Source organism: Nocardia transvalensis, from assembly GCF_015477765.1.
GTDB lineage: Bacteria > Actinomycetota > Actinomycetes > Mycobacteriales > Mycobacteriaceae > Nocardia > Nocardia transvalensis_A.
This window is the reverse complement of record NZ_JADLQQ010000006.1, coordinates 159,802-175,132: the sequence shown is the minus strand read 5'-3', so window position 1 is coordinate 175,132 and position 15,331 is coordinate 159,802. Positions and strand designations below refer to the sequence as shown.

Genomic DNA, 15,331 nt, shown 5'->3' with positions numbered 1-15,331 from the left:
AACACTGCGGCCCCACCACTAGCGCGTCACCGCGATTCAGCCGTGCGCGAACCACTTCCGGGGTTCAGCGGCTCGGTTTGGTCCACACGATCGAGTATCTCGGCAGTAGGTGTCGGCGGAATCGTGCGCCGGGGAGGGTGTTTTCGGTGATGCGGCGCATCCCTTGGTAGGTCTCCGGGGGCGGCCACACGATCGGCGAGGGATGGGCCCATTCCTTCTTGGTGGCATGACGCCAGGCATAGATCGGTACGGAGGCGAGGATCCAGGGCAGGTCGGCGGGGAGCCGAGTCCGGGCGAGACCGACGACGGCCAAGGTGCCGCCGGGCCGGAGGAGATCGATCATCCTCGTCAATCCGACCGTGGCATCCATATGGTGCAGGGTCGCGACGGACACGATGCCGTCGAAGGACTCCGGCGCGAAGGGGTGGTCGAGGAAATCCGCATGGACATAGTCGATCTCACCCATCGGCGACTGCGCCCGCGCCAGGTCGATACTGGTCTCATCGGCATCGATCGCCGTCACCTTCGACACCTGCCGACGCAGCCGGCGCGCCAACATACCCTCGCCGCAGCCGACATCGAGGACGGCGCTCGCCCCGGACACCGCCTCCGCGAGCAGGTCGTGAAAGTGGATGTTGACGTTCCATCGGTCCACATCGGAAACTCCCACGCGCCGATCTTGGCATCCCCTCCCCCGGCCCGCAATCGGTGACTTGCCAGCACGCCTTCGCCATCGATGTCCACGAATGCCGCGCGGAGCTGTGGGCCGCATTCGGCTCACACGATCTCCATCAACCGCCCGATCGTGGTGCGGAAAACCTCCGTGCTGCACGGGTCGATGTGGAAGTCACCGTGCCTGCGGGTATAGGTGTAGCGACCGTCGCCCTCGACGTCGAACCAGCTGAAATAGCCGGACGGGCGGCGGCGGTCGAGGTGACGGTCCGGTTCTACTTCGATGTGGCCCTGACCGACGCGCGGTGCGTCCAGGAGGCGGTAGATGCGCTCGACCGCCGACGGCTGGTCGCGCACCGATCCGGCCGACTGCGTACTCGCCTCGAGACGCCGCAGGCTCTCGACGAGAGGCCCGTGGCTCCCCGCCGGCTGATCACCGGCGACGGCGGCAAACACCTTGGGCACCAAGGCCGGTGAACCCACCTGCACCACGATATTGCCGCCCGACTCGTCATCGGCACCCGGCCGCTGAACCAGCGCCACGCCGATATTGGACGTCACCGCGCCGTAGGCCCGGAGCGGCCGTTTTCGCGCCCCGATCATGATCAGGGACATATCGGGATCGGCGGCCGTGCGCAGGACAGGCAGCAGGTCGGGATCCTGCAACACCGGAAATCGAACGCGCAGTTCACTTTTCAGTGTCTCCCATGCCAACTGTGAGGACACCTCGGGGCGCACGACCAGCGGGGCGGGGTAACGGTCCGAACCGAGCTGATCCCAGGCATAGGCGAATTCGGCCTGGGTGAACTCCCATCTCATCGTTACCGGTTGCCCTCTGTCCCTCGACGATCGGGCTCCGGGACGGCGTCCGCGCCGATCGCCTGCGGCACAGCACGGATGGGCTCGCCGAGCAGGTCCAGCTTGTTCCGCTCGTGGACGAGGAGGTCGGGGTTGCCCTTGCGCTCCTTCTCGTCGTCTTCGCCCTTGCCCTTGGCGCCCGGGTTCATCATGCCGGGCATACCCGCCATACCCCCGGCACCCGCGGCGGCCCGGCCCAATCCCGCTGCGCCGCCCGCCGGATTACCGATCGTGCCGCCGGGGATGCTCCGGCCTGGACCACCGGCGCCGGGGCGTCCGATACCGCCGCCCATGCCTGGGACACCACCTCCCGAGCGACCACCCCCGCCCGTGCCGCCCGGAGTGACACCCGCGGTGGTTGTCGGGGCGGAGTCGAGCCCCGCCGGTCGCGTCGCACCGGACGTGCCGGGTGTCTGTGCTGTTCCGCCCTGTCCCGTGGTGGCGTCCGGGGAGACGGACGAGGGCGCGACCTGTGCCGGGTCGGTGGCCTGGTCGCCACCGTTCTGCTTGCCGTCGGCCGAATCCGATCCGCCGGAGGTGCCACCCGGGCCACCGGCACCTCCGGACGTTCCGCCCGGTGACCAGCTCGTGCTACCGCCCGAGTCTCCGCCCGGGCCCGCGGGCGGGACGAAGGTCGGAACCTTCTGCCCCGCAGGCTCGTACGTCGGCACGTAGTGGTTCTTCATCACCCACTGCGCGTCCTGCTCCGCCTCGCGCTTGGCTTTGTCGTAGGCGGTCTCGGTGGATCCGTCCGGAGCCTTGACCGAAAGGAAAGAAGCGGCGTTGGGCAATTTCTCCGGAACCGGGGGCACCCGGACCTTGATGACTTCCGCAGCGTAAGCGACGCTTTCGATTCGGGAGGTCACGCTCTGCACGACGTTGTGCAGATCGGCCATCTCATCGGTGAAACGCTGCGTCGCGGCCATCATCGCGTTGGCCGACTCGCCCACCCAGCCGCCGCCCTCCATGGTCTTACGCACCTTGCCGAACAGGCCCGCGCTGTTGAACATGACCGCGTCGGAGACCTTGCGCCACCCCTTCGCCGCCTCGTGCATGACACCGGGAAGCATCTTGTCGACGTTCGCCTTGATGTCCTCATGCTTCATGGAATCGAACAACTCCATGACCCCGGCGGGAATGTAATCCGGATCGTGCCCACCGGTCCGGACGAGCCCCGCCGCACTCTGCGCCGACTCCTGCGCGGCGAGCGCAGCATTACTCTTCGGCACCATCCCCGGGGGAAGATTGATATCTCCCGCCGCGATCGCCCCGGCCAGCTGCCCCGGTGACGGGAATTGCCAGTTCGGGCTCGAGTCGTTGTCCCCCATGGTCAGTTGTCCTTACCGATATAGGGCTCGAGGGCGGTGGCGACCTCGACAATGTGGTCGCAAGGCTTGATCCCCTTCAATTGCCCCGGAGTGTTGACGATGAGCAATACTTCGAAATATCCGGCTTTCGTGCGCATATCGAGAACGCAATCGTCTGCACTTGTCTTGTGAACGATTACCGCATCGCGACCATTTATGGTCACATCTTGTGTCTTCCCGGCGTACCGCTGCTTATCCTCTTCCAGTGAGATGTTTCCGGAATTTAGGTTCAAGGCAGTGTCAGCGTTGCTGAACTGGCAGGTCAAAAAGGTGTACTCGGCAACGAAGTCGGACAGCCGGCGACGAGTAGACGGGTCGTAACCGAGCTTTGCCACCGCGTCGTCCGGTATCCACGTGCAAGGATCGAAAACAACCTTCTGTCGCCCACCCTCTTGGGTGTACTGGTTGTCCTGAGGGGGCGGCTGCAGTTTCGAAGCAGTCAGCGTCGGACGGGCCGAGCCGGTCGACGTAGCAGCCGTTGAAGCAGTGGTAGAGGGAGTGGGGTTACTACTATTCGAGCTGCACGAGGAAATTGCAGCAATCACAACCGCCGCGAGAGCGAGTCGACTACCACGGCTTTTTAACATCGGGAATACTCCTACTCGCTGCCTGGATTGCGGCCGTGTTGGCGGCTTCGACCTCGCCCGCCTTGCCAGCTGCTTGAAGGACTGCCGCTTTCATTCGGTACGCGGACTCCTCGGCTGCCTTGAGCGCATTGAAGGCCTGGACCGCCTTTTCCTCGAAGCCGTGCTGCAGATGCTGAGCCGAAACGAATCCTCCGAAACCGTCCAACGCCTGGAGGTTCGAAACTTCGGTTTGCCGCCTCACCATCTCATCGGCAAACCACTGAAAGTGCGCAGCCAGCTCATACGCAGTCCGGTCATCGAGCTTGAACTGCCCTCCCGACGCCGCCTGCCAGAGCTCAGCCGCGGCTTGCCGCCCGTTCGCCATCTCCACCTCCCAGTCCCGCCACACCCTACCGACTTCGACGCACGTCACCCCTCGCCGGTTCCATCCCCACCTGCCGCCAGGTCCGGTATGACCCTTGACCTGGGGTAATAGTTCGCCAGCCGGATACGGGAGGCGGCCGCGACCGGCCGGGTGTGGCCAACCCGTGACTCCCCGCGACGGCCGTAGCATGGTGCCATGACCGAACAGGACATTCTGGCTCGCATCAAGGACCTGGTGGAACAGGAGCATCGGCTGCGGTCGAAGGCTGTCGGCAAGGAACTCGATCCGGAGACCGAGCGGCGGAAGTTGGCCGAACTCGAGGTGATGCTGGATCAGTGCTGGGATCTGCTGCGGCAGCGGCGGGCGCGGATGGATCAGGGCGCCAACCCGGATGAGGCACAGCCCAATTCCGCACAGCAGGTCGAGGGCTACCTGCAGTGAGGACTACCATTTGTAGATGGTAGATGTCGCGACCGCTGACGGTGTCGTCCGTGGTCATCGAGGCCGCCGCGTCTCGCGCTGGCGGTCGATTCCGTACGCCGCTCCCCCGATCGGAGACCTGAGATTCCGAGCGCCGCAGCCGGTGCAACCCTGGTCGGGGGTCCGCGAGGCCACCGAATTCGGGTTCGCGGCCATGCAGCATCGTGCCGGGGCGCGGGTCGGCCCGCGCCGGATCCAGCCGACCGGTGAGGATTGCCTGACCCTCAATGTCACCGCACCGGTCACGCCGTCGTCGACCCCGCGGCCGGTGATGGTGTTCATCCACGGCGGCGGGTACGTCATCGGCACCTCGGCGGTGAGCTTGTATTCCGGGGCGCGGCTGGCGATGCGCGGCGATGTGGTTGTCGTGTCGATGAACTATCGGCTGGGGGCGTTCGGTTATATCGATTTCAGTGAGTTCTCCACTCCCACACGGCCTTTCGATTCCAATCTGGGGTTGCGGGATCAGGTGGCGGCGCTGGAGTGGGTGCAGCGCAATATCGCGGCATTCGGCGGAGATCCGGGTAATGTCACCATTTTCGGCGAATCGGCCGGGGCGCATGCGGTGGTGTCACTGTTGGCGACGCCCGCGGCGGCCGGTTTGTTCCATCGCGGCATCGCGCAGAGTCCACCCGCGGACTGGGCGCTCGACGCCGAGCAGGCGCGGGTGTTCGCCCGGCGCTGCCTGGAAAACCTCGGCGCCACAACGCAGGACGCGGTCGAGGCGCTCACCTCCGCGGGTTCCAACGATATTCGCAAGGCGGTGGATCGGGCCATCAGCGATGCGCTGTGGAGTCAGCCGGGGAGTTTCCCGGCGGCGCCGGTCGTCGACGGCGAGTATCTGCCACGCACGCCGCTCGACGCCCTCTCGGTCGGGAGCGCACATGCGGTGCCGTTGATCATCGGCACCAATCGGGACGAGGGCACGCTGTTCTCACGGTTCGATCGGACCCTGCCCACGACCCCGCAGCAACTGCACAAGGCGCTGGCTCGCTGCGGCGAGGATGTCGAATCACGTATCGTCGCAGCGTATCCCGGATACCCGGCCGCCAAGGTCGCGGTGCGGATGGGCGGGGATTTCGTCTTCTGGCGACCGACGATCACGGCGGCGGAGGGCCACAGCCGCTATGCACCGACCTACGTCTACCGATACGATTTCGCGCCGCGGGCGGTACGGCTGGCCGGATTCGACGCCACACACGGTTTGGATCTGATTCCGGTCTTCGGCGGTGTCGACTCACCGATCGGGCGTTCGCTGACCCTGGCCGGCGGATACCGCGGCTTCCTCGCCGTGCAACGCGAATTCCAAGGCAACTGGCTCTCTTTCGCCCGCACCGGCAAGCCCCTGACCGCCTGGCCCGAATACACGGAGCAACAACGCAACACCCGAATCATCGATCACCCCACCCGCGTCGAGATCGACCCCGAGCGCACGAAACGACTCGCGTGGGAAGGCGTCCGGGTCCCAGCCCTCGGCTGACCCGCCCGCCCACGGAGGCCGGAACCCAGGTGGTCGTTCAGCAGGCGCAGTAACGATGAGGGTGCAGCTGGGCCCCGGCCCCCGCCGGGACAACGAGCCTGTCGGCGGCGCCGCGGTTATTTCAGGAGGCGGGACATGCGGCGGTCGGCGAGGATCTTGCCGTTGGTTTGGCACGTGGGGCAGTACTGGAAGGACTTGTCGGCGTAGGCGACCTCGCGGACGGTGTCGCCGCAGACGGGGCATGGGAGGCCGGTGCGGGCGTGGACTCGTAGGCCGGAGCGTTTCTCGCCCTTGAGGCGTGCGGCGTCCTGGCCGACCGATCGGGTGACGGCGTCGGTGAGGACCTCGCGCACGGCGGTGTAGAGCTGGGCGATCTTCTCCTCGTCCAGGGTGGCGGCGGTGGCGAACGGGGACAGCTTCGCGGTGTGCAGGATTTCGTCGGAGTAGGCATTGCCGATGCCTGCCAGCAGCGCCTGGTCGGTGAGGGCTGTCTTGAGTCGCTGCGAGGTGCCGTGCAACAGGTCGGCGAACTGCTGTTCGGTGATCTCCAGGGCGTCGGGGCCGAGCCGGGCGATGCCGGGGACGGCCTTGGGGTCTTCGACGATCCACACCGCCAGCCGCTTCTTGGTGCCGGCCTCGGTGAGGTCGAATGCGGGAGTGGCGCCCTCGGGCGTGAAGAAGTGCACGCGGAGCGCCAGCGGGCCCTTGCCGGGCTTCGGTGGTGACGCGCTCGGCTCATCGATCCAGCGCAGCCAGCCGCCGCGGGACAGGTGGGTGATCAACCACAGCCCGTCGCAGTTCAGCCCCAGATGCTTGCCCCAATGCCCGGCCCCGGTGACGTCACGGCCGGACAGCGCGGTCACCGGCGGATCGAATGTCTTCAGCACGCTGAGTGCGGCGACATCCACCCGCCCGACGACCGCGCCCACCGCGTGCTCGGCCAGGAACCGCTCGAGCGCCACGATTTCCGGAAGTTCGGGCACACTCGCAGCCTACCGGGCGCCACAGACAAGCACCGGCCCTCGAACTCCGGCGTTCGTATCGAGATACACGCGCACCGCACCGACCCACCATCGCCGAGACAACCACGTGGACGAAGATCAAGGCCCCCCGGCAGGTGCGCCACCGACTGAACGAGCCCCACGCCCATCTGCCCCACCAAGACGAGCACGAGCACGGCGGCACGCTCCCGAGCAGGTGAAACCCGTCCCAGAACGCACCGCAATGCGACCGCCGAGACCAGCACGACCACGCGAGCAGGCCATGCACCACGACCGTGCCCGTCCACGAGAAGGGCATACGCGCGACGGCGGCGCAGCGGGCCGGGAGGGTCAAGGCGTGGGAGGGGCCAGGGCGCCCTGGGTGGCGCCTGCGGCGGCGCCGAGGGCGGCGCCTATGGCGGCGGAGGGGACGGTGATGGTGGCGGCGCCGGCGGCTGCGCCCAGCGGAGTGAGGACGACCAAGCCCGCGGGGGCGAAGGGCAGGCCTGCCACCAAGCCCGCGACCGTGCCGATCACGGCGCCGGTGGCCGCGATCGGGCTGGTGAGGGCGGCGGCTGCGATGGCGCCGGTGGCGGCACCGGCCAGGGTGTCGGCGGCGATGCGGTCCGAGCGGGAGGGGGCGAAGCCCACGGAGTCCAGGCCTTGGGCGAGAGAGGCTTCCGTGGTTGCGGCGGCGTCGTTGAGCTGAGCGGCTTGTTGGGGATCGAGCCAGTCCGGGCGGTCGGTCATGGCCGAGCCGATGCGAATCGTGTTGTCCGGGGCCTGGATCGGAGCCACGGCGGGGGCGGGGACGGGCGGGTGCAAGGCCGCGGGATCGATCGGGGCGAGCGGTCCGGTGGGCACCGGGCGGGGAACGGTGAGATCGTTGCGGTCCGCCACGGCCGCGGGATCGGTGGTATCCGCCGCGGCGGGAGCGGCTTCCGATAGCGCGAAGGCCACCGGCACTGCCCCGATGACCAGCAATGATCCAGTGCGCCTGAGCCACTGCCCGGAACTCGTCGAATGCTGCGCTGCCATGGGTCGACCTCCCTCATCGAATGCCTGTGCCTTCGAAAGAGATTCGAATCAGAGCACCGCCCGGACCGAACCGGCGCGAGAACCGTCATCCCCGGCGAAGCAGGTATATATCCATGACCCAGCCCTTCCTCTCCCGAAATTCGTTGCGCTGCTGAATGATTCGATCCCGCACCGCACCGAGCGGGCCCTCGATGAGAATCTCGTCGGCCATACCCAGATAGGCGGCCCACCAGATGCGCAGCCCCTCTCCGGGCATCTGCGCGAAGGAACATTCGCCGTCGAGCATGACGAGGGTCGATCCGTCCGCGGCGAGGCCCTCCTCGCGCAGCCGCCGACCGGTGGTGATGTGCACGGGTTCACCGATGTCGTGCAGCACGATGCGATGGCGCGCCGCCAATGCCTGGGCGCTGGTGATCCCCGGAATCACCTCGTAGTCGAACCGCACCACACCCCGTCCCAGCACCTTGTCCACCATGCGCAGCGTGCTGTCGTACAGCGACGGATCACCCCACACCAGAATCGCGCCGACCCCCTCGGTCCGCGCGAACGCATCCTCCAGCAGCGCGGCCCGCCGCTCGTGCCAGTCCTCGACGACCCCGCGGTAGTCCCCGGAGCCGACCGTCCGATCGCGGGGCGGGTCGGCGATCTCCACGACCCGGTACGGGCGATCCACGTGCTCGGCCAGAATGGCGGTGCGCACATCGACGAGCTCCTGTTTCCGCTCGCCCTTGCCGATGACGAAGAACACATCGACTTGCCGCAGCGCCTTGACGGCCTGCACCGTCACCTGGTCCGGGTCCCCCGCCCCGATTCCGATCACAAAGAGCTTTCGCACGATGCGTAAGCTTGCCAGCCATGGGGATCGATACCCAGTACGAGGACCTGCTGCGACATGTGCTGGACAACGGCACGCCGAAGTCGGACCGCACCGGCACCGGCACCCGCAGCATCTTCGGCCACCAGTTGCGCTACGACCTGTCGGCCGGATTCCCGCTGATCACCACCAAGCGGGTACATCTGAAGTCGATCGTCTACGAGCTGCTGTGGTTCCTGCGCGGCGACTCCAATGTGGGATGGCTGCAGGAGCACGGCGTCACGATCTGGGACGAATGGGCCGACGCCGATGGTGAGCTGGGCCCGGTGTACGGGGTGCAGTGGCGCTCCTGGCCCGCCCCCGACGGCACCCACATCGACCAGCTCGACCAGGTGTTGCACACCTTGCGCACGAATCCGGATTCGCGGCGCATGATCGTCTCGGCCTGGAACGTGGCCGACCTGGACAAGATGGCGCTCGCGCCGTGCCATGCGTTCTTCCAGTTCTATGTGGCCGACGGCAAGCTCTCGTGCCAGCTGTATCAGCGCAGCGCCGATCTGTTCCTCGGCGTGCCGTTCAATATCGCGAGTTATGCGCTGCTCACCCACATGGTCGCCCAGCAGACCGAGTTGATCCCGGGCGATTTCATCTGGACCGGCGGCGACTGCCACATCTACGACAATCATGTCGAGCAGGTGCGTGAACAGCTGCGCCGCGAGCCCTACCCGTTCCCCGAACTGCGACTGCATCCGGCGCCGAGCCTGTTCGACTACCGCTACGAGGATGTGGAAGTGGTCGGCTACCAGCATCATCCGGCCATCAAGGCACCGGTAGCGGTGTGAGCGGTCAGGCCCGGAGGAGGCAGCTTGCGTAACCACGTAGGGCCCCGTTCACACCGCATTCGATCCAGCATGAGGGTCGGGCTGATCTGGGCGCAGACGCCCGACGGCGTGATCGGTGTGGACAACACCATTCCCTGGCGGGTGCCCGAGGATATGGCGCATTTCAAGACCGTCACCGGCGGGCATCCGGTGGTGATGGGGCGGCGCACCTGGGACTCACTGCCCGCGCGGTTCCGGCCGCTGCCCGGGCGCCGCAATATCGTGGTGACGCGGCAGGCGGACTGGTGCGCCGACGGGGCCGAGCGGGCGGGTTCGGTCGAAGAGGCGTTGAAACTGGCCGATGCGGATACCGTGTGGGTGGCGGGTGGCGGTGAGATCTATCGGGCCGCAATGCCATACGCCACCGAGTTGATGGTCACCGAGGTGGATACCGCGGTCGAGGGTGATGCGTACGCGCCCGAGATCGGGGACGAATGGTCGCTCACACAAGAAGAGCCGTGGTCGGAATCGTCGAGCGGATTGCGCTTCCGGTTCCTGCGGTACACGCGGTGATCGCGTCCGAAGCGAAATCGCAACAGTCAAAGCACGGGATCTGCGGGTAGTCGTCCGGCATACTCACGAATATTCAGCCCGCGACCACAGCCCGCCTCCCGGCTGATCCGTGAAAGGTTGTCCATGGACAAGAAATCGCTGACCGCGGTTGCCCGCCAGCAATTGAAGCTGGCCGCGTCCGCCTCGAGCGGACGCAGTTCCCAGACCCTCTGCGGCGGCCATACCCACAGCCTGCGGCAGACCGTCATCGCGCTGGCCGCGGGCCAGAGCCTGGCCGAGCACGAGAACCCGGGCGAGGCCACCCTGCAGGTGCTCAGTGGCACGCTGACGCTGATCAGCGGCTCCCGCGAGTGGAAGGGTTCGCCGGGCGACCTGCTGGTGATCCCCGACGCGCGCCACAGCGTCAAGGCCATCGACGATGTGGCGTTCCTGCTGACCGTCGCGAAGTAGCGCGACGGTAACCAGCAGGTCGAGCGGACATCCGGCAACCGCACGGCAGATGTGTCGGTGATGCCCCGTAGGCTGTTGATCATGGGTGAGCCGCAGCCGATCCTCGACCCGCTCACGCGGGCCGCGATCTTCCTGGTCGCCACCATCGACGAGGGGGGCGAGCCGGTCGTGCGCGACCTGCTCGCCGACCTGCAGGGCCTGCGCCGCTCCATCGGGTTCCGGCTGCCCGGCACCGATCTCGGGGTGGTGGCGGGCATCGGCTCCGCCGCATGGGATCGGCTGTTCGCCGGTCCGAAACCGGCTGAGCTGCACGAGTTCCCCGGATATCACGGCGAGCGCCACCAGGCGCCCGCGACACCGGGCGATCTGCTGTTCCACATCAAGGCCGAATCTCAGGACGCCTGCTTCGAATTGGCGATGACGATCGGCGCACGGCTGCGCGGCGCGGCCACGATCATCGACGAGACGGTCGGCTTCCGCTACTTCGAGCAGCGCGATCTGCTCGGCTTCGTCGACGGAACCGAGAATCCGGAGGGCCCCTCGGCCGCCGAGGCGACGCTGGTGGGCGACGAGGATCCGGACTTCGCCGGCGGCAGTTACGTCGTCGTGCAGAAATACCTGCACGATCTGGACGCCTGGAATGCGCTACCGGTCGAAGAGCAGGAGCGGGTCATCGGGCGCACCAAGCTCAGCGATTTCGAACTGTCCGATGAGGACAAGCCCGCGGATTCGCATGTCGCGGTGAACACCCTCATCGATCCCGACGGCACCGAGCGCGAGATCCTGCGTGCCAACATGCCCTTCGGCAGCGTGCGCGAGGGCGAATTCGGCACGTACTACGTCGCCTACGCCGCAACCCCGAGCGTCCCCGAACGCATGCTGGTCCGGATGTTCCTCGGCAGCGACGAGGCCGCCTACGACCGCATCCTCGACTTCTCCACCGCCGTCACCGGCACGCTGTTCTTCGTCCCGTCGCTGGATTTCTTCGACGAGCTGCCCGACCCGCCGCAGGCAGATGCGGCTCGGGAACCGCTGGCCGTCAACGTCATTGGTTCGTCCGGTGCCGTGCCCCCGGGCGACGGCTCCCTCGGTATCGGCACGCTGAAAAGGAGTAAGGCATGAACAACCTGCACCGCGAACTCGCGCCGATCACCTCCGAAGCCTGGTCGGCGATCGAGGAGGAGGCGACCCGCACGTTCAAACGGCATATCGCCGGTCGCCGCGTCGTCGACGTGTCCGGTCCACACGGCACCGACTACTCGGCGGTCGGCCTGGGCCGCACCAGCCCGATCAACGCGCCCGACGAGGGCGTCCAGGCCCGTCAGCGGTTGGTCGCGCCGCTGGTCGAACTGCGGGTGCCGTTCACGCTGTCGCGCGAGGAACTGGACAACGTCGAGCGCGGGGCCCAGGACTCCGATCTGGATCCGGTGAAGGATGCGGCGAAGAAGATCGCCTTCGCCGAGGATCGGGCCATCTTCGAGGGGTATCCGGCCGCGAATATCACCGGCATCCGGGCCAGTACGTCCAATCAGCCGATCACGCTGCCCAGCGATCCGCGGCTGGTGCCCGAGGCGGTCGCGCAGGCACTGAGCGAGCTGCGCCTCGCCGGTGTGGACGGGCCGTATTCGGTGCTGCTCAGCGCCGACCTGTATACCCAGGTGAGCGAGACCTCCGACCACGGACATCCGATTCGCACCCATATCGAGCGGCTGATTCCGGAGGGCCAGATCATCTGGGCGCCCGCCATCGACGGCGCATTCGTGCTCACCACTCGCGGCGGCGACTTCGATCTGCAGGTGGGGCAGGATCTGTCGATCGGCTATCTGTCCCATGACGCGGAGACGGTGCAGCTGTACTTCCAGCAGAGTCTGACGTTCCTGGTCTACACCGCCGAGGCGTCGGTCGCGCTGCAATCCTGATCCGCCCGCTCGGCGGACCGGTCGCCCGGTACGGTGGTGGCGCGCGGTACGCAGGAGGTCGAGATGGGGATGGTGCGGGCGGGCCTGGTGCCCGGGCGGCGAGCGCTGATCTACGGCTCGTCGGGAGTGCTCACGATCGCGATCGTGTGCGGCGCGATCGTGGCTGCATTCGGAATCAGTCGCGTGGTCACCGGGCTGTTCGCGGGCATGGTGGCGGGCATCGCGCTGGTGGTGGCGCTGTTCGGGCGCGATGTCGTGATGCTCACCGACGAGGCCATCTACCGGCGCACCCCGCTGTCGGAGACCCGTGTCGACTGGGATCGAGTGGTGGCGGGCCGGTTCGCGCTGGATGATCACGGCCGTTGGTCGCTGGCGCTGGACCTCGCCGGCGGCGACGAACCGCACGGCGAGCTGGTGCTGCTCAGCATCCCGCCGGTGGTGCGCCCGATCTCCAACGCCTACGAGCACCGCAAGCGCGAACAGGTGATCCAGATCCGGAAGATGCTGCGCCACAAGCAGGTCCCGGTGACGATCCTGCCGGAAATCGCCCAGGCCCTGCACGACTACTGGAAGTTGGCCCCCTCGGTCCGCTGACCCGCCCTCCGGCGGGCGGCCGGGGCGACGAGGGGCCGCGCCGGGAGAATGCCCGGAGCAATGCGGAAGACTACCCGCGACGACTGTGCTGAGAGGATGAGCTGTTGGAGACGACGACCGTGATCCGGACTGCGACGCTGGCTTATGTGCGTGACCGGCGGCTCCTGCAGGCGCGGTCGGTGGGTAAGGATGCGTTCTATATGGCGGGCGGGAAGATCGACCCGGGTGAGACGCCTGTCGAGGCATTGCATCGCGAAGTGCGCGAGGAGTTAGGGGTGGAGGTGGCCTCCTACAGCGAACTCGGCGTCTTCCACTGTCAGGCGTACGGGCAGCCGCCGGGTGTGCAGCTGCACATGACGTGCTTCACCGCCGATCTGACCGGCGATCCCCGTCCCACGAGCGAGATCGCGGAGCTGCGCTACTTCACCGGCAGTGAATACGCCGCCATGCCGCGGGTGGCCCCGGGTTCGATGCTGGTGTTCCGTCACCTGCACGAGCGCGACCTCATCGACTGGTAACCTCGCCGCCGTCGTCGGTCCGCCCGGCGCCCAACGGGATTCGGGTGACCGCGAGGAATCCCAGGAGCAGAAACAGCGCGGCCCCGAGCATGCTGAGTCGGGTGGCGTCGGTGAAGGCGCGCGACAAGGCGTCGACGACCTGTTCGACGCCATGATGCGACCGCAGCCCGGCGATGGCACCGCCCGCGGAGGCACGAGTGGCGGTGGCGACCTGGTCGGCGGCATCGTCCGACAGGCCCGGTACCTCGGACAGACGATGCGGCAGGAAGCGGCCGAGAAACCCCGACAGAATCCCGCCGAGAACCGCCGCGCCGAGTGCGGAACCGACCTGGCGGACGGTGGATTGGGTCGCCGAACCCTGGCCGGAGGCCGCGGGTGGGACGCCCGCCAGCACGGTTCCGGTCAGCTGCGCCGAGGCCAAGCCCAGTCCCACGCCATAACAGGCGAGCAGCGCCGCCAGCAGCCAGGGCGAGATGTGCGGCGACACGAACAGCGCCGTCACCGCGACGGCGACCGCCTCGATCCCCAGCCCGAGCCGCACGATGCGAACCGGGCCGAGCTTGCGGGCCAACCCCTCGGTGGCACCACCGGCCACGAAGGCACCCACCGCCATGGCGGCCAGCACGACACCGCTGCTCAGGGTCGACAGCCCGAGGACGTTGACCATGAACAGCGGCAACACGAACAGCAATCCGAACTCGCCGAGCGCGACGACGAACGCCGCCGTATTGCCCCATCGGAACGCCGGTATGGCGAACAGCGAAAGGTCAAGCAGCGCAGAGCGTTCCACCCGGGCTCGGTGCATCTCCCAGCGCACGAACAGGACCAGCAGGGCCACGCCCAGCATCAGCAGCAACGGGATCGGCGAACTCGCCGCCCGGGTCGACCACGTGAGCCCGAGCAGTTCGAATTCCCGCAGCGGTCGCCACCAGCCGTAGGTCTGCCCCTCGATGAGCGCGAACACCACCAGCGCGAAACCCGCCGCGCTGAGCAGGAATCCGTCGACATCCACGCCGTGCGCATGACCGGGCGCGCGCGTCTCGGGCACGACGGCGGCGATGCCGATCAGCACCACCACCCCGATCGGCACATTGACCAGGAAGATCCACGGCCAGGTGAAGGAGGTGGTGAGCCATCCGCCGAGCAGCGGACCGATCGCCGCCATCCCGGACATGACCGACCCCCACACCGCGAAGGCGATCACCCGATCCCGGCCTCGGAACACCGCGTTCACCGTCGACAACGTGCCCGGCAGCACGGCGGCCCCACCTACACCCTGCACGATGCGCCCCCAGATCAGCGTGCCCGGTTCGTGCGCCGCGGCGGCCAGCAGGCTACCGGCCACGAACACCACCACGCCGAAGGCGAAGACCCGCCGCCGCCCGAGCCGGTCCCCGAGCCGTCCCGCCGTGATCAGCAGGGCCGCGAAGACCACCGCATAGATACTGTTGACCCACTGCGCCTGCGTGAAGTTCAACCCCAGATCGTCGATGATCACCGGCAACGAAACACCGACAATGGTGCCGTCGAGCACAACCATCGACAATCCGAGCGCCAGCACGCCCAGCGCCCACCACCGCCGACTCCCCAGCCGCACAGCCACGTCCTGCTCCGTACCGGTCATCCGCCGCTCCCGTCGTCGAGCCCGATAGCTGCCGAGCAGATCCACTCTCCAAGCGCCCGCATATCCCGTTCCCCGAGTTCCCGCAGACCCCGTTCCCCGAGTTTACGAGGGGTTTGCTACAGCAGATCTCCCTCCGGAGTACACCCCTCCACGCCAACGAAACCGTCCGCCCCCAGCCTCCCCTGGCCAGCA

At 67.4% G+C, this 15,331-nt stretch carries 18 protein-coding genes; 9 read left to right on the top strand and 9 right to left on the bottom strand.

Annotated features, from left to right (window positions below):
- Window positions 1–64: 64 nt before the first annotated feature.
- The 5 genes from IU452_RS18750 to IU452_RS18730 all read right to left on the bottom strand — a co-directional run bounded on the left by IU452_RS18750 (window position 65) and on the right by IU452_RS18730 (window position 3,848).
- Window positions 65–670: a class I SAM-dependent methyltransferase gene (locus IU452_RS18750; protein WP_324192697.1), complete on the bottom strand. Its 606-nt coding sequence runs from the start codon at window positions 668–670 to the stop codon at window positions 65–67.
- 107 nt (window positions 671–777) lie between these two features.
- The gene (locus IU452_RS18745) at window positions 778–1,491 is read right to left on the bottom strand and encodes an ESX secretion-associated protein EspG (RefSeq protein WP_195110385.1); all 714 of its coding nucleotides are present in this window, start codon (window positions 1,489–1,491) and stop codon (window positions 778–780) included.
- 2 nt (window positions 1,492–1,493) lie between these two features.
- Window positions 1,494–2,858 (bottom strand): PPE domain-containing protein, encoded by a 1,365-nt coding sequence (locus IU452_RS18740; RefSeq protein ID WP_195110384.1) that lies wholly within the window; start codon window positions 2,856–2,858, stop codon window positions 1,494–1,496.
- A gap of 2 nt (window positions 2,859–2,860) precedes the next feature.
- Window positions 2,861–3,484: a DUF3558 domain-containing protein gene (locus tag IU452_RS18735; RefSeq protein WP_195110383.1), complete on the bottom strand. Its 624-nt coding sequence runs from the start codon at window positions 3,482–3,484 to the stop codon at window positions 2,861–2,863.
- Window positions 3,465–3,848, bottom strand: a complete 384-nt coding sequence (locus tag IU452_RS18730; RefSeq protein WP_195110382.1) for a hypothetical protein — start codon at window positions 3,846–3,848, stop codon at window positions 3,465–3,467. Before IU452_RS18730 ends, IU452_RS18735 begins: the two co-directional genes overlap by 20 nt.
- Window positions 3,849–4,043: 195 nt before the next feature.
- Between IU452_RS18730 and IU452_RS18725 the strand changes: the two genes are divergently transcribed.
- On the top strand, window positions 4,044–4,289 hold the full coding sequence (locus tag IU452_RS18725; RefSeq protein ID WP_195110381.1) for a DUF2630 family protein: 246 nt from the start codon (window positions 4,044–4,046) through the stop codon (window positions 4,287–4,289).
- A 16-nt stretch (window positions 4,290–4,305) separates the two neighbouring features.
- Window positions 4,306–5,808: a carboxylesterase/lipase family protein gene (locus IU452_RS18720; protein ID WP_195110380.1), complete on the top strand. Its 1,503-nt coding sequence runs from the start codon at window positions 4,306–4,308 to the stop codon at window positions 5,806–5,808.
- Window positions 5,809–5,924: 116 nt separating this feature from the next.
- On the opposite strand, the gene IU452_RS18715 is transcribed toward IU452_RS18720, so the two are convergent.
- From IU452_RS18715 to cobF, 3 genes are all read right to left on the bottom strand, one after another.
- On the bottom strand, window positions 5,925–6,791 hold the full coding sequence (locus IU452_RS18715) for an Fpg/Nei family DNA glycosylase (protein WP_195110379.1): 867 nt from the start codon (window positions 6,789–6,791) through the stop codon (window positions 5,925–5,927).
- 348 nt (window positions 6,792–7,139) lie between these two features.
- Window positions 7,140–7,826 carry a hypothetical protein gene (locus IU452_RS18710; protein WP_195110378.1) on the bottom strand — a complete coding sequence of 229 codons (687 nt, stop codon included), beginning with the start codon at window positions 7,824–7,826 and terminating at the stop codon, window positions 7,140–7,142.
- A gap of 85 nt (window positions 7,827–7,911) precedes the next feature.
- On the bottom strand, window positions 7,912–8,661 hold the full coding sequence (cobF, locus tag IU452_RS18705; protein ID WP_195110377.1) for a precorrin-6A synthase (deacetylating): 750 nt from the start codon (window positions 8,659–8,661) through the stop codon (window positions 7,912–7,914).
- 20 nt (window positions 8,662–8,681) lie between these two features.
- Here cobF and IU452_RS18700 point away from each other — a divergent pair, with 20 nt between their 5' ends.
- The 7 genes from IU452_RS18700 to IU452_RS18670 all read left to right on the top strand — a co-directional run bounded on the left by IU452_RS18700 (window position 8,682) and on the right by IU452_RS18670 (window position 13,515).
- Window positions 8,682–9,482 (top strand): thymidylate synthase, encoded by an 801-nt coding sequence (locus IU452_RS18700; protein WP_195110376.1) that lies wholly within the window; start codon window positions 8,682–8,684, stop codon window positions 9,480–9,482.
- Between the two features lie 69 nt (window positions 9,483–9,551).
- Window positions 9,552–10,034 carry a dihydrofolate reductase gene (locus IU452_RS18695; protein WP_195110375.1) on the top strand — a complete coding sequence of 161 codons (483 nt, stop codon included), beginning with the start codon at window positions 9,552–9,554 and terminating at the stop codon, window positions 10,032–10,034.
- A gap of 123 nt (window positions 10,035–10,157) precedes the next feature.
- Window positions 10,158–10,484: a cupin domain-containing protein gene (locus IU452_RS18690; protein ID WP_195110374.1), complete on the top strand. Its 327-nt coding sequence runs from the start codon at window positions 10,158–10,160 to the stop codon at window positions 10,482–10,484.
- 81 nt (window positions 10,485–10,565) lie between these two features.
- Window positions 10,566–11,606: a Dyp-type peroxidase gene (locus tag IU452_RS18685; RefSeq protein WP_195110373.1), complete on the top strand. Its 1,041-nt coding sequence runs from the start codon at window positions 10,566–10,568 to the stop codon at window positions 11,604–11,606.
- Window positions 11,603–12,403, top strand: coding sequence for a family 1 encapsulin nanocompartment shell protein (locus IU452_RS18680; protein ID WP_195110372.1), 801 nt, complete (start codon window positions 11,603–11,605; stop codon window positions 12,401–12,403). Before IU452_RS18685 ends, IU452_RS18680 begins: the two co-directional genes overlap by 4 nt.
- Before the next feature lie 63 nt (window positions 12,404–12,466).
- On the top strand, window positions 12,467–12,997 hold the full coding sequence (locus IU452_RS18675; protein WP_195110371.1) for a hypothetical protein: 531 nt from the start codon (window positions 12,467–12,469) through the stop codon (window positions 12,995–12,997).
- Window positions 12,998–13,101: 104 nt separating this feature from the next.
- The gene (locus tag IU452_RS18670) at window positions 13,102–13,515 is read left to right on the top strand and encodes an NUDIX hydrolase (RefSeq protein ID WP_228818237.1); all 414 of its coding nucleotides are present in this window, start codon (window positions 13,102–13,104) and stop codon (window positions 13,513–13,515) included.
- On the opposite strand, the gene IU452_RS18665 is transcribed toward IU452_RS18670, so the two are convergent.
- Window positions 13,502–15,139, bottom strand: a complete 1,638-nt coding sequence (locus IU452_RS18665; protein WP_195110370.1) for an MFS transporter — start codon at window positions 15,137–15,139, stop codon at window positions 13,502–13,504. The two genes, IU452_RS18670 and IU452_RS18665, sit on opposite strands and share 14 nt — an antisense overlap.
- Window positions 15,140–15,331: the final 192 nt, after the last annotated feature.

What these genes read in the sequence shown, in the direction of transcription:
- IU452_RS18680 (WP_195110372.1), top strand. Translation starts at nt 11,603, where the DNA reads ATGAACAACCTGCACCGCGAACTCGCGCCGATCACCTCCGAAGCCTGG.
- IU452_RS18690 (WP_195110374.1), top strand. Translation starts at nt 10,158, where the DNA reads ATGGACAAGAAATCGCTGACCGCGGTTGCCCGCCAGCAATTGAAGCTG.
- IU452_RS18725 (WP_195110381.1), top strand. Translation starts at nt 4,044, where the DNA reads ATGACCGAACAGGACATTCTGGCTCGCATCAAGGACCTGGTGGAACAG.
- IU452_RS18700 (WP_195110376.1), top strand. Translation starts at nt 8,682, where the DNA reads ATGGGGATCGATACCCAGTACGAGGACCTGCTGCGACATGTGCTGGAC.
- IU452_RS18695 (WP_195110375.1), top strand. Translation starts at nt 9,552, where the DNA reads ATGAGGGTCGGGCTGATCTGGGCGCAGACGCCCGACGGCGTGATCGGT.
- IU452_RS18675 (WP_195110371.1), top strand. Translation starts at nt 12,467, where the DNA reads ATGGGGATGGTGCGGGCGGGCCTGGTGCCCGGGCGGCGAGCGCTGATC.
- IU452_RS18685 (WP_195110373.1), top strand. Translation starts at nt 10,566, where the DNA reads ATGGGTGAGCCGCAGCCGATCCTCGACCCGCTCACGCGGGCCGCGATC.
- IU452_RS18745 (WP_195110385.1), bottom strand. Translation starts at nt 1,491, where the DNA reads ATGAGATGGGAGTTCACCCAGGCCGAATTCGCCTATGCCTGGGATCAG.
- IU452_RS18730 (WP_195110382.1), bottom strand. Translation starts at nt 3,848, where the DNA reads ATGGCGAACGGGCGGCAAGCCGCGGCTGAGCTCTGGCAGGCGGCGTCG.
- IU452_RS18720 (WP_195110380.1), top strand. Translation starts at nt 4,306, where the DNA reads ATGGTAGATGTCGCGACCGCTGACGGTGTCGTCCGTGGTCATCGAGGC.
- IU452_RS18735 (WP_195110383.1), bottom strand. Translation starts at nt 3,484, where the DNA reads ATGTTAAAAAGCCGTGGTAGTCGACTCGCTCTCGCGGCGGTTGTGATT.
- IU452_RS18710 (WP_195110378.1), bottom strand. Translation starts at nt 7,826, where the DNA reads ATGGCAGCGCAGCATTCGACGAGTTCCGGGCAGTGGCTCAGGCGCACT.
- IU452_RS18665 (WP_195110370.1), bottom strand. Translation starts at nt 15,139, where the DNA reads ATGACCGGTACGGAGCAGGACGTGGCTGTGCGGCTGGGGAGTCGGCGG.
- IU452_RS18740 (WP_195110384.1), bottom strand. Translation starts at nt 2,858, where the DNA reads ATGGGGGACAACGACTCGAGCCCGAACTGGCAATTCCCGTCACCGGGG.